The organism is Flavobacterium sp., from assembly GCF_027484705.1.
Classification (GTDB): Bacteria; Bacteroidota; Bacteroidia; order Flavobacteriales; family Flavobacteriaceae; genus Flavobacterium.
In genome coordinates, this window is record NZ_JAIXSL010000016.1 from 99,759 (window position 1) to 113,754 (window position 13,996).

Below are 13,996 nucleotides of genomic sequence, written 5' to 3' on the forward strand. Positions count from 1 at the left end.
AAGGATGATATGTGATTAGTTTAACCCCAAGGGGTCATAGTGGTTGATGTAACAGTAGTCACAACCAAAGTTTTGGTTGTTGTGTTGAAGCCTGTGTTAGAACTGTTATAAGCCATCGTTTTAGTATTCAAAAATCCAAATGTAATGTAATTTGGTTGAGTATAAAAAATCAAAAAACATTTTTGCGAATTTTTCATTTTGAGTTGTTTACATATTCATAAGATTGACATTTGCTGAAAAGAAGTCCGGAAAAATGGCAAATCTTTAATTATTTCGAGAATATTATCAACAACCCTTGTTTTTTAACAACCGTTTATGGAATTTTGAAAACTCAATCAGACAGCCACATGGACAACATACATTACATCACTTCCGATGTACTTTCACTAGAAAACATTCAGCAGATTATCAGTCAGAATTTCACTTTGTCACTTTCTGAGGAAGCGAAAATCAACATCCAGAAATGCCGCGAATATCTCGACCAGAAAATGCAATCGCATGAAGAACCGATTTATGGCATCAACACGGGTTTTGGCTCGTTGTGCAATGTGAAGATTTCTAACGAAAATTTGTCACAGCTTCAGGAGAATCTTGTGAAATCACATGCTTGTGGTACTGGTGATTATGTGCCCCAGGAAATTGTCAAACTGATGCTGTTGTTGAAAATCCAGTCGTTGGCTTATGGTTATTCCGGTGTTCAATTAGTAACTGTCGAGCGTTTGGTTGATTTTTACAACCACGATGTTTTGCCGGTGGTATATGAGCAAGGTTCATTGGGCGCTTCGGGCGATTTGGCTCCGTTGGCGCATTTGTGTCTGCCGCTTTTGGGCGAAGGCGAAGTTTGGTTTCAGGGCGAAAAAGTTCATGCGAGTAAAGTGTTGAAACAATTCGGCTGGGAAGCCATCACGTTACAATCCAAAGAAGGTTTGGCGTTGCTCAACGGCACGCAATTCATGAGTGCTTACGGCGTTCATATTTTAATAAAAGCATTGAAATTCTCTTGGCTTGCCGATTTGATTGCGACGATTTCACTCGAAGGTTTCGATGGCAGAAAAGAACCGTTCAACGAACTGATTCATTATATCCGTCCGCACAAAGGGCAAATTGTAACAGCAAAACGTATTCTGGAATTTCTAGAAGGCAGCCAAATCATTGCGCAGGACAAAGTACAAGTGCAAGATCCTTATTCGTTCCGTTGTATTCCGCAAGTGCACGGCGCTTCAAAAGACGCATTGGATTATGCTAAGAAAGTATTCAAGACCGAAGTCAATTCAGTAACCGACAACCCAAATGTTTTCATTGAAAGCGATGTGATCATTTCGGGTGGTAATTTTCACGGACAACCTTTAGCTTTGGCGTTGGATTTCCTTGGAATCGCTTTAGCCGAATTGGGAAGCATTTCAGAAAGAAGAACTTACCAGTTGATTTCTGGATTGCGCGGATTGCCAGCATTTTTGGTCGATAATCCTGGATTGAATTCAGGGTTTATGATTCCACAATATACGGCCGCGAGCATCGTCAGTCAAAACAAACAATTGGCTACGCCGGCGAGTGTCGATAGTATTGTTTCTTCCAATGGACAAGAAGATCACGTAAGCATGGGCGCCAATGCCGCTACGAAATGTTTGCGCATCATGAACAATCTTGAACGTGTCTTAGCGATAGAACTCATGAATGCCTCACAAGCGATTGCGTTCAGAAATCCACTAAAATCAAGTGAGTTTATAGAGTTGTTTTTGAAATCGTATCGAAGCGAAGTACCGTTGGTCAAAGAAGACAGAATTTTACATTATGATATTGAAAACTCCGTAGCGTTTTTGAACAGTTTTATCCTCGACGAAAGTATCTTCGAATAATTAATTATTCAAATTTCCCAATGTTTTGTGAACTTTCCTTTTATGATGGGATTGTTTTAGATTGTCATTTCCTGAAATCACACTGATGTTGCCATCAATTTCAAACATCGCCAATCTTACGTCGCGATAATGGTCCACGCCGTGTTCGCGCACCGCTTCTTCGAGTTCTTCAGAAGAAATACCCAACCTCGCCAAAGTCTTAAAATCAATAATGCCATCGTGGATGAGGATTTCAGGTTTGTCCTGAACCAGGCTTTTGATAAAATTTGATTTGAGCATCACCCTTTTAAAAATCAAATTGATCACAAAAAGGGCAGAAGCCGCTATAATGCCGCTGGTTAATGAAGTATTGCTGCCGACCATCGCATTCTGAACGGAATTACTGATCAGTAAAATCAAAATAATGTCAGCAGTGTTGAGTTGCGAAAGTTCTTTTTTGCCAAAAATCCGTAGCGCAATAATCATAAAGAAGTAAACCGCGACGCTCCGCAACATCACGTCAAAGTAAGGATTTTCTATGACAGGGAAGAAGTCCATTATATTTTGCGGAGTAACATCGTCACGTGCATGCAGGAATAGATTTCCTTGAGTTGTGTGATGCCCCAATCTTTTTCAACCATTTTGGCAATCACTCTCGATTTGTAAGCGTCGTTCAAAGGCAATAAATTGAGCAGCACGCCGTATTTGCTTTGGCCCAAAACGCCGCGGATCTGTTCGATCTTAAAGTTGTTGTCGATTTTAGTCAGCACCGATTTTGTAAACGGCCATTCCCAGTCTTTATCGGTTTGGAATGGGCGATAAATCGCGCGTAGCACTTTAATCGGAAAACTCGTCTCGAGCGGATCGTAAGCAATGATGATTCCGTTCGGACTTAATTTTTCTTGTAGTCTGGAAACCAACAAATCGAAATTTTCAAAATGATGCAACACCCCGTAAGCGTATATGATATCGAAGTTGGTGTGGTGGAATTCCGGAGAAAAGAAGTCGACGGCTATGGCTTGAGCGTTTTTGCAGTTTTGCTTTTCGATGCGTTGTTGAAGGCTTGCAATCGCCACATCGCTCAAATCAATTCCTATGTATTCTTTGGCGTTTTCAGCCATATACAGTGATAAAGCATTGCCACGTAGGCAACCCAAATCAAGTATTTTCTTATCGCTCATGTCGCCGAGCCATATTTTATGCTCGTCATAAACGCGGTCTTTGATGTCGAATTTTTTTCTGAAATCACTCAAGGCGCCGTTGCGGAATTTAGACCAAAGCGTAGAAATAAAATTGGTTTTGCCAGCTTCATTGGAATTGTAGAATTCCTTTTGTTTCTTATTGATTTCTAATATTTCCTCGGTGCTTTTCATGGAGTTTGTATGCTGATATTGATTGCAAATATAGTGAGTTTCAGTTTTTATTGAGTTTAAAATTTTTCTCAATGGCTTTAATCATTTCCCCGGCAATGTCTTTGTTGGTGGCATTTTCGATTCCTTCCAAACCGGGTGAAGAATTCACTTCGAGCAATAATGGCCCTTTCGAAGATCGTATGATATCGACGCCGGCCACTTTTAAATCCATTGCTTTGGCGGCTTTGATGGCAATCCTTTTCTCTTCAGCTGTAGGTTTGATGATTGAGGCCGTTCCACCCAAATGAATGTTGGCTCTAAACTCACCAGGCAAAGCTTCACGCTGAATCGCAGCAACGACTTTACCATCAATCACAAAACAACGGATGTCTTTTCCGTTGGCTTCTTTGATAAATTCTTGTACGAGAATATTAGCATTGAGGCTTTTAAAAGCATTGATGACGCTTTCTGCCGCTTTTTTGGTTTCGGCGATAACCACGCCTTTACCTTGCGTTCCTTCGAGTAATTTTACAATCAGCGGCGGACCGCCAACCATTTTAATCAGATCATCGGTATCCAATGGGGAATTGGCGAAACCGGTTGTAGGGATTTCTATGCCGTGATTTAATAGCAATTGTAAAGAAAATAGTTTGTCTCTCGATTGGGTAATGGCTGTAGACGAATTCAAACAATACACCTTTAATGCTTCAAACTGGCGCGTCAAAGCACAGCCATAAAAAGTGATACTCGGCCTGATTCTAGGAATTATAGCATCAAATTCGTTGAGGATTTTTCCGCCGCGATAGTGAATCTGCGGTTTCGTCGCATCTAGTTTCATGTAGCATTCCTTGATGCTCAAAAAATGCATTTCATGGCCGCGCATTTCACCGGCTTCCATAATGCGTTTGTTGCTGTATAGTTCAGGGTTACTGGCTAAAACTCCGATCCTTAATCCTGAATCCGCTTTTTCAGCATCCTTATATATTTCTTTGAGATTGTCAGTAGTGGATTGGCCTAACATATAAATCTGCTCCGGATCGACCAACACACGGCCACTCATGGCTTCACGGCCCAACAGCATTCTGAAACCCATCGAATCGCGGTTGGTTAAGGTCATTTCAATAGGCCAGCTGTCCGTGCCGATATCTAAAGTGGTTTGTATTACATAACGCTGTTCTCTGAAACCACTCGAGCTTTTGACTATGCGTTTGTCAACAAGTGGTGCTTCGCAATGCAATACGGTTTTTAAATTGTTCTGAATCGGATTGATGTCAAACTTCACCCAATTCGCGCCATCTTTGAGGAAAGGAGTGATGTTGATCGCATGCAATGCTGATGTTTTGGCTCCGGAATCAACACGCGCTTTGATGGTTGGGATGCCTAAATCCGGGAAAGAAAACCATTCTTCACTTCCGAAGATGAATTTGTTTTGTGACATGAATTAAAAATTTTAGCCACGAGAATTCGAATCTTATTTTGCAATGAAATTCGAAATGTCGTGGCTAATAAAAAATATTACTTAGCAGGTTTCTCTGCTTTTTGGACTTTCACGGTAAGTTCTTGCGCGCCTTCTTCGATATCCATGAAAATCTCGTCGCCAGCACCAATTTTTGAAGTGATGATTTCTTCGGCTAGAGTATCTTCAACATATTTCTGGATCGCTCTTTTCAGAGGTCTTGCGCCGAATTGACGGTCGAAACCTTTCTCTGCGATAAACGCTTTGGCTTTGTCGGAAAGGTTCAATTGATAGCCTAATTCAGCTACTCGGGCATATAGTTTTTTCAGTTCGATTTCGATGATTAAATCGATGTGTTCTTTTTCAAGTGCGTTGAACACGATGACGTCGTCAATTCTGTTTAAGAATTCTGGCGCGAAGGTTTTCTTCAAGGCGTTTTCAATGATGCTTTTTGAATTTTCATCCGCCTGAGCAGTTTTCGCAGCGGTTCCGAAACCAACACCCTGACCGAAATCTTTGAGTTGACGGGCTCCGACATTCGAAGTCATAATCACAATCGTATTCTTGAAATCGATTTTACGGCCTAAACTATCGGTTAAATAACCGTCATCCAAGACCTGCAATAACATATTGAAAACATCAGGATGCGCTTTTTCGATCTCATCTAATAATACGACACAGTAAGGTTTTCTTCTGACTTTTTCAGTAAGTTGTCCGCCTTCTTCATAACCTACGTATCCTGGAGGTGCGCCGACTAATCTTGAAATTGAGAATTTCTCCATGTATTCGCTCATGTCGATACGGATTAAAGCATCTTCAGAATCGAATAGTTCTTTGGCTAAAACTTTCGCCAATTGTGTTTTACCAACTCCGGTTTGACCTAAGAATATAAACGAACCAATCGGCTTGTTCGGATCTTTCAATCCGGCGCGGTTTCTTTGGATGGAACGTGCGATTTTTAACACGGCATCTTTTTGCCCAATAACTTTACCTTCAATAAGTTCCGGAAGTTTAGCTAATTTATTGCTTTCCGTTTGCGCAATACGATTTACAGGAATTCCGGTCATCATTGAAACCACGTCAGCAACATTGTCTTCTGTTACCACAATACGGTTGCTTTTGGAATCTTCTTCCCATTGTTCCTGAGCGATGGCCAAATCTTTTTCGATGCGTTTTTCATCATCGCGAAGTTTGGCGGCTTCCTCGTATTTCTGTTTTTTGACGACTGAATTTTTAGATTCACGCACTTCTTCCAACTGACGTTCCAATTCTAAAATCTGTTTCGGAACTTCAATGTTGGTGATGTGAACACGTGATCCGGCTTCGTCTAAAGCATCAATCGCTTTGTCCGGAAGGAATCGTTCCGACATATAACGGTTCGTCAATTTCACGCAAGCTTCAATTGCTTCCTGTGTATAAGTGACATTATGATGGTCTTCGTATTTGTTTTTGATGTTGTTCAGAATCGTAATGGTTTCTTCAACGGAAGTAGGCTCCACGATGATTTTTTGGAAACGTCTTTCTAGCGCACCATCTTTTTCAATGTATTGACGGTATTCATCCAAAGTCGTTGCTCCGATACATTGTATTTCACCACGCGCTAACGCCGGTTTAAACATATTTGATGCATCTAGTGAACCTGTTGCGCCACCAGCACCCACAATCGTATGAATCTCGTCAATGAAAAGGATGATGTCGTCGTTTTTCTCGAGTTCGTTCATGACCGCTTTCATACGTTCTTCAAACTGTCCTCTGTATTTGGTTCCGGCAACAAGGCTAGCCAAATCAAGCGTCACCACTCTTTTGTTGAATAGGATTCTTGAAACTTTTTTCTGCGTAATACGCAAAGCCAAACCTTCAGCGATGGCAGATTTACCAACACCAGGTTCTCCAATCAATAAAGGATTGTTTTTTTTACGTCGGCTTAAGATTTGGGAAACCCTTTCGATTTCTTTTTCACGACCTACGACAGGGTCTAATTTTCCTTCTTCGGCCATTTCGGTCAAATCCCTGCCGAAATTATCCAAAACCGGAGTTTTAGATTTCTTATTCGATTTGTTGGCAGGATTGTTAAAGTTGCTTTCCTTTAAACTGTCATCTTGTCCTGAATCGTCATTGAACGACTCGTTTTTAGGCAAGTTTTCTAAAAAATTATCTTCGTTTGGTGTCATATTGAGGTACTGTTCTTTAGCTACATCATAATCAATTTTGAGCTTATTCAATAGCTTGGTTGTTGGGTCGTTTTCGTTTCTTAAAATGCAAAGCAGCAAGTGTGCAGTACTGATTGAAGTGCTTTGGAATACTTTCGCTTCCAGAAATGTAGTTTTTAAAGCGCGTTCAGCCTGTCTTGTAAGGTGCAGGTTCTTCTTTTCGTTGCTCACGACAACGTTTGGATTGGCGGGGCTTAGTATCTCTACTTTTCTGCGCAAATGGTCTAAATCTATCGACAGATTGTTTAAAATCGTAATCGCTTTGCCGTTCCCATCTCTTAAAATCCCCAGCATAAGATGTTCTGTACCAATAAAGTCGTGGCCTAAACGCAAGGCTTCTTCTTTACTATAGGTAATTACATCTTTGACTCTTGGTGAAAAATTATCATCCATATTTATTAAGGTTTGGTAGTGTAAATTTAATGAATCTCCGTCGCTATTTCAAAAACTATTCCTCGTCAATCTACTGTCAGCTAATAGACAAAAAATATTTAAAAAAAAACAGGCTCCTGAAATTAACTTATCAACTGAAAATCGCGCTCATTTTGTTAATAAATCGGGGAAATTTCCGCTTATTTATGTACGAAAAATATCCGAGAAAGGTTATATTAGCAGGATTTTTTTAAACAAAATAATTTTTAAAATAACTAGTATATGTCTGACGGAGAAAAGTTAATCCCTATTAACATCGAAGATGAAATGAAATCAGCGTACATCGACTATTCGATGTCGGTAATCGTATCAAGAGCACTTCCCGATGTTAGAGACGGCTTGAAACCTGTACATCGTAGAGTACTTTATGGAATGTATGATTTAGGAGTTTTTTCAAATAGAGCTCACAAAAAATCCGCGAGAATTGTCGGAGAAGTTTTAGGTAAATACCACCCACACGGCGATACGTCTGTGTATGATGCCATGGTCCGTATGGCGCAGGAGTGGAGTTTACGTTATTTATTGATTGACGGACAAGGAAACTTCGGTTCGGTCGATGGCGACAGCCCGGCTGCAATGCGTTACACCGAAGCGAGAATGAAAAAGATGTCGGAAGACATAATGGCAGACATAGACAAAGAAACCGTCGATTTCCAATTGAATTTTGACGATACTTTATACGAGCCTAAAGTAATGCCGACGCGTGTGCCTAACTTGCTGATCAACGGGGCTTCCGGAATTGCAGTAGGTATGGCGACCAATATGGCGCCGCACAACCTGACGGAAGTCATCAACGGAACTTTAGCTTACATAGATAATAATGACATTGAAATTGATGAATTAATCAACCATATCAAAGCACCGGATTTCCCAACAGGAGGTGTGATCTATGGTTACGAAGGCGTCAAAGAAGCTTTCAAAACCGGTCGTGGAAGAATCGTGATGCGTGCTAAAATTAGCTTCGAAGAAGTTGATGGCAGAGAATCGATCATCGTGACTGAAATTCCATACCAAGTCAATAAAGCGGAAATGATTAAGAAAACCGCTGATTTGGTCAATGACAAAAAAATAGACGGTATCGCGAACATCCGTGACGAATCAGACAGAAACGGTATGCGTATCGTTTACATCCTAAAACGTGACGCGGTTGCGAATGTCGTTTTAAATACGTTATACAAATTCACACAATTGCAATCGTCTTTCAGTGTCAACAACATTGCACTGGTTAAAGGCCGTCCGCAAATGTTGAATTTGAAAGATTTGATTCACTATTTTGTAGAGCACCGTCATGATGTTGTGGTTCGCAGAACGCAATTTGATTTACGTAAAGCAGAAGAAAGAGCGCACATCTTAGAAGGTCTGATCATCGCTTCTGATAATATCGATGAAGTGATTGCTTTGATTCGTGGCTCGAAAAATACAGAAGAAGCCCGTGAAAAATTGATGGAGCGCTTCAAACTTTCTGACATCCAGTCAAGAGCGATTGTTGAAATGCGTCTGCGTCAATTGACCGGTCTGGAGCAAGACAAGTTAAGAGCCGAGTATGAAGAGATCATGAAATTGATTGAAGAATTGAAAGCCTTGTTGGCCAGCAAAGAACTTCGTATGGAACTCATCAAAACTGAATTGATTGAAATCAAAGACAAATACGGCGATGAGCGTCGTTCTACGATTGAATATTCAGGCGGCGACGTCAGCATCGAAGATTTGATTGCCGATGAGAATGTAGTCATTACAGTTTCCCACGCAGGTTACATCAAACGTACCAATCTTACGGAATACAAAACTCAAAACAGAGGCGGAGTAGGACAGAAGAGCGCCGGAACGCGCGATCAGGATTTCCTTGAACACATGTTCGTAGCGACGAATCACCAATATATGATGTTCTTCACGCAAAAAGGAAAATGTTTCTGGATGCGCGTCTACGAAATCCCGGAAGGCAGCAAAACCGCCAAAGGAAGAGCGTTGCAGAACTTAATCAATATCGAAAGTGACGATAAAGTCAAAGCTTTCATCTGCACCCAAGACCTCAAAGATCAGGAATACATCAATTCTCATAATTTGGTCATGGTGACTAAAAAAGGACAGGTGAAGAAAACTTCGTTAGCGAAATATTCCAAACCTCGTGTCAACGGTGTCGCCGCTATTACCATCAGAGAAGATGACGAATTGTTAGGCGCACAATTAACCAACGGTGAAAGCCAAATCATCATGGCCGTGAAGTCAGGTAAGTTAGTACGTTTTGAAGAAACCAAAACCCGTCCAATGGGAAGAACTGCTTCAGGTGTTCGAGGCATCACTTTAAAAGACGAAACCGATGAAGTTATCGGAATGGTGACCGTCAACGACATGAGCAGCGAAATCCTGGTTGTTGCTGAAAACGGTTATGGAAAACGTTCGAGCCTTGATGAATACAGAATTACGAATCGTGGCGGAAAAGGAGTCAAAACCCTTAACATCACTGAGAAAACCGGTAAGCTTATTTCAATCAATGCTGTTACAGACAATGATGATTTGATGATCATCAACAAATCCGGATTAACGATCAGAATGGCGGTGGAAGATTTACGTGTTATGGGTAGAGCGACTCAAGGCGTAAAACTGATCAACATCAAAGGAAATGATTCGATTGCTGCGGTTGCCAAAGTAATGAAGGACGATGTTACTGAAGAAGAACCAATGTTAGACGAAAATGGTGAAATCATCCCGGCTGCAAATATCGAAAGGGTAAAACCAGTACTCGAAGTGCTTGAAGATGATGGCGCAGATGACGAGGACGATGAGGATGACCTGGAAATAGAAGATGAGGAAATCGATGAAGATTCCGACGACGATAACGAAGAATAAACCATTAAAAATAATTTCAATGAAAAGTAAATATGTAATACTCGCATCAGCCTTACTGATATCAGTTAGCAATTTTGCTCAAAAAGATCAGATTAAGGCTGCTGAAAAATCCATGAAAAACGGAAATTCCGCTGAAGCTGTCGCAACTTTAAATCAAGCGGAATCTACGATTGGAAGCGCTACAGATGCCGAAAAAGCCCAATACTATTTTGTAAAAGGGAATGCTTTGGCTGATTTGGCCAACAAAAAAGTGGATGAATCCAAAAACCTTTCTGCCGCTGCAAAAGCTTATCAGGAAGTTTTGAATGTTGAGAAAGCTTCGGGCAAATCTAAATATACTGCTGATGCCAAAACGGCCTTAGTCGATATGAAAAATAAGCTAATTAATGCTGCGGTCGATGCAGGAACTGCCAAAAATTATAAGGTAGCTTCCGATTTGCTTTACCAGGCTTACGAACTTGACAAAACCGATGTTGAAAAACTGTATTATGCAGCCAATTATTCAGTAAATGCTCAGGATTTTGATAGAGCATTAGCATTATATGATGACTTGAAGAAACAGAATTATTCAGGAGAAGGTACAAGTTATTATGCTAAAAATGCCATAAATGATCAGGAAGAGTTTTTTGGTTCGAATGCATCGGCCAAAACAGACCGTGACACTAAAGTCCGTTTGAAATTGTACACCAATCCAAGAGATGAGAAAGTTCCTTCCAAAAGAGGTGAAATCTATAAAAACGTCGCTTTGATTTTAGTGCAACAAGGCAAAATTGAAGAAGCTAAAAAAGCGTTAGCGGAAGCCAGAGAAGCCAATCCAGACGATACTTCCATTACCTTAACGGAAGCCAATGTCTATTTGGAGCTGAATGATTATGCGACCTACAAAAAATTAATCACTGATGTGTTGGCAAAAAATCCTAATGATGCGGATTTGGTCTACAATCTTGGGGTAATTGCAGGAAAGACAGATGCTGTAGAAGCCGAAAAATATTATAAAAGAGCCATTGAAATCAAACCTGATTACACGAGTGCGTATCTCAATTTAGCCATATTAAAACTCGATGCAGACAAAAAAATCATCGAGGAGATGAACAAATTGGGCACTTCTGAAAAAGATAACAAGCGCTATGAAGTATTGAAAAAACAAAGAACCGATATGTTCAATGGTGCGCTTCCTTATTTAGAAAAAGCTTACGAACTTGATTCTAAGAATGAAGACGTAGCCACCACGCTACTCAACGTATACGGTGCGTTAGAAATGACTGACAAGAAAAAAGCACTAAAAGCCAAAATGGGAAAATAAATTCCCCAATAGCTTATAAAGAAAAAGCCTGTCCATCATGACAGGCTTTTTTATTTAAATCATCTTCTTAATTACTCGAAGTTTGTGCGTATGCCTGTTGGTCTCGGCGTTGTAAATTCCCAAATGATCCAAACGGTCAATCCTCACTTTGCCACTCGAATGGATGATGTAATTGTCGTCCATGATGATTCCAACATGAATGATTTTCCCTTCTTCATTGTCAAAAAACGCCAAATCACCGGGTTCGCTTTCTTCAATAAAACTTAAAGCTTCGCCTTCCGTAGCCTGTTGAGAAGCATCGCGCAACAAATGATAACCATTGAGTTTATAAACCATCTGTGTAAAACCAGAACAGTCAATCCCAAAAGGCGTTTTTCCTCCCCACAAATACGGCGCGTTTAAATACATAAACGACGTATTGATCAGGTTTGATTTAGGTTTCACACCACTGATGCGCATGCCTTCAAAATCAAATCCCGACACATTAATATCCGAATGATTCAAGAATGACAAAGATGCGCCGAGCGGAATCGGCATCAACAAATTGTTAGGAGAAGTAATGTATTCAACCAAATCAGAATTCAAGATAATCGCATCGGCACTAAGTTGATCGTATTGGTCTTTGGTAATCGGTTGAAACTGTTTGGAGTCAATCCAGCCTTCATAACCATCATACTGCAACCGTATTTTAGCCCATTGTTTGAAAGCTTCCAGCACCTCGAAATGCTCCCCAAATAAAACTTGGGAAACAATCTCACTCCGGTCATTAGACTCGGCGCGCAAAGGAATAATGGCTAAATTACAGATTCCAAACATCTATACTATTTTAAATTTTGAATGATGAATTTTGATTCTTTAGGAGCCGGGAACCTGCTATCCGCTATAGTCCTCACTACGTTCCGGGCTGTCGCTGCTATCAGGGCTAGGGCATAACGTTTTACACAAATACCCATTTAAAATTCAAAATTTATAACTCAAAATAACTTTTTAATTTCTTTCAATCACAATCGCCGAAGCACCGCCGCCACCATTACAAATCGCCGCCGCACCAATTTTTGCATTGTTTTGTTCCAATACATTAATCAAAGTAATGATGATTCTCACACCCGAACAACCCAGTGGATGCCCTAAAGAAACTGCGCCACCATTTACATTCACCTTATCATTGTCCAATCCTAAGATTTGTGCATTCGCCAAACCAACTACTGCAAACGCTTCATTGAATTCAAAGAAATCAACATCGCTCAATTTCAATCCTGCTTTGTCTAAAGCTTTTGGTAAAGCTTTTGCCGGAGCTGTCGTAAACCATTTAGGTTCCTGAGCAGCATCAGCATAACTTACTATAGTCGCTAATGGTTTTAATCCCATAGCTTGGGCTTTTTCTTCACTCATCAAAATCACCGCGCCCGCACCATCATTAATAGTTGAAGCATTCGCCGCGGTAACGGTTCCTTCTTTCGTAAACACAGCACTCAAAGCTGGAATTTTATCGAGTTTTACATTCGTGTATTCTTCATCTTTAGTAATCATAATCGGTTCACCACGACGTTGAGGCACGGCAACAGGAACGACTTCGTTGTCAAATTTTCCGGCTTCCCAGGCTTTTGCTGAACGTTCATACGATTGAATCGCGAACGCATCCTGTTGTTCTCTTGTGATTTTATATTCCGCAGCACATAAGTCCGCAGAAACGCCCATAGCATTATTGTCATAAGCGTCTTGCAAGCCATCGCGTTGCATTCCGTCAACCATAGTGGTCGGTCCGAATTTCACGCCGTTTCTCAATTGCGTATAATGTGGGATCATGCTCATATTTTCCATACCGCCAGCCACTACGATTTCAGCATCACCGGACATAATCGCTTGAGCGCCTTGCATCACCGCTTTCATTCCTGAAGCACAAACTTTGTTTACGGTAGTAGCAATCACAGTATTAGGCAATCCTGCATATAAAGCAGCTTGACGCGCTGGTGCTTGTCCGACACCCGCTTGCACTACATTACCCATAATCACTTCATCGACCAGATTCGGATCCAGATTGATTTTTGCCAATGCGCCTTTAATGGCAGCGGCACCCAAATGCGGCGCTGATACTGTTGATAAGGAACCCATAAAACTTCCAATCGGAGTTCTTGCTGCTGAAACGATAACTACTTTTTTATTCATGACGAGGTATGGTTTATTTATTTGGTTGCGAATTTAATCATTTTCAAGAAATAGTAAATTACATTTTTGATATTATTATGCCGAAACGTGGTGAAAAGCCCTAAAAAATTTCGTTTTTAAAATAGATTTAGATTCTTTATTTTAAAAAATTAACCTTTCATGAATCATTTGAAAAGGCTATACATTTGATTGTTAACGATTTTAATTTTACCTCAAAAAAAACGTGCGGAATAATTTGTAAAATATAGAATAGAAAGTTACATTTGCAACCGCTTAAATGATCACACGTTCTTTAAGTTTGGAGAGTTGCCTGAGTGGCCGAAAGGACATGTTTGCTAAACATGCGTATGGGAAACTGTACCAAGGGTTCGAATCCCTTACTCTCCGCACAATGC

General features: G+C 40.6%; 9 protein-coding genes and 1 tRNA gene. 4 read left to right on the plus strand and 6 right to left on the minus strand.

What is annotated here, in order from left to right; translation table 11 throughout:
* Positions 1-347: 347 nt before the first annotated feature.
* A complete protein-coding gene (hutH, locus tag Q0058_RS09100) occupies positions 348-1,856 on the plus strand; it encodes a histidine ammonia-lyase (RefSeq protein ID WP_298223099.1) in 1,509 nt (502 codons plus the stop codon).
* On the opposite strand, the gene Q0058_RS09105 is transcribed toward hutH, so the two are convergent.
* The 4 genes from Q0058_RS09105 to Q0058_RS09120 all read right to left on the minus strand — a co-directional run bounded on the left by Q0058_RS09105 (position 1,857) and on the right by Q0058_RS09120 (position 7,246).
* Positions 1,857-2,393: a YetF domain-containing protein gene (locus tag Q0058_RS09105; RefSeq protein WP_298223101.1), complete on the minus strand. Its 537-nt coding sequence runs from the start codon at positions 2,391-2,393 to the stop codon at positions 1,857-1,859.
* Positions 2,393-3,208, minus strand: a complete 816-nt coding sequence (locus Q0058_RS09110; protein WP_298223103.1) for a class I SAM-dependent methyltransferase — start codon at positions 3,206-3,208, stop codon at positions 2,393-2,395. Before Q0058_RS09110 ends, Q0058_RS09105 begins: the two co-directional genes overlap by 1 nt.
* Before the next feature lie 40 nt (positions 3,209-3,248).
* Positions 3,249-4,625: a 30S ribosomal protein S6--L-glutamate ligase gene (gene rimK, locus Q0058_RS09115; protein WP_298223105.1), complete on the minus strand. Its 1,377-nt coding sequence runs from the start codon at positions 4,623-4,625 to the stop codon at positions 3,249-3,251.
* A 77-nt stretch (positions 4,626-4,702) separates the two neighbouring features.
* Positions 4,703-7,246: an ATP-dependent Clp protease ATP-binding subunit gene (locus Q0058_RS09120; RefSeq protein WP_298223106.1), complete on the minus strand. Its 2,544-nt coding sequence runs from the start codon at positions 7,244-7,246 to the stop codon at positions 4,703-4,705.
* 261 nt (positions 7,247-7,507) lie between these two features.
* Between Q0058_RS09120 and gyrA the strand changes: the two genes are divergently transcribed.
* Positions 7,508-10,132 carry a DNA gyrase subunit A gene (gene gyrA / locus Q0058_RS09125; RefSeq protein ID WP_298223108.1) on the plus strand — a complete coding sequence of 875 codons (2,625 nt, stop codon included), beginning with the start codon at positions 7,508-7,510 and terminating at the stop codon, positions 10,130-10,132.
* A 19-nt stretch (positions 10,133-10,151) separates the two neighbouring features.
* Positions 10,152-11,435 carry a tetratricopeptide repeat protein gene (locus tag Q0058_RS09130; RefSeq protein WP_298223110.1) on the plus strand — a complete coding sequence of 428 codons (1,284 nt, stop codon included), beginning with the start codon at positions 10,152-10,154 and terminating at the stop codon, positions 11,433-11,435.
* A gap of 54 nt (positions 11,436-11,489) precedes the next feature.
* Here the strand turns inward: Q0058_RS09130 and Q0058_RS09135 are convergent, their stop codons facing one another.
* On the minus strand, positions 11,490-12,251 hold the full coding sequence (locus Q0058_RS09135) for a C40 family peptidase (RefSeq protein ID WP_298223112.1): 762 nt from the start codon (positions 12,249-12,251) through the stop codon (positions 11,490-11,492).
* 171 nt (positions 12,252-12,422) lie between these two features.
* Positions 12,423-13,601 carry an acetyl-CoA C-acyltransferase gene (locus Q0058_RS09140; protein ID WP_298223114.1) on the minus strand — a complete coding sequence of 393 codons (1,179 nt, stop codon included), beginning with the start codon at positions 13,599-13,601 and terminating at the stop codon, positions 12,423-12,425.
* 300 nt (positions 13,602-13,901) lie between these two features.
* On the opposite strand from Q0058_RS09140, the gene Q0058_RS09145 reads away from it, so the two are divergent.
* Positions 13,902-13,988, plus strand: a tRNA-Ser gene (locus tag Q0058_RS09145).
* Positions 13,989-13,996: the final 8 nt, after the last annotated feature.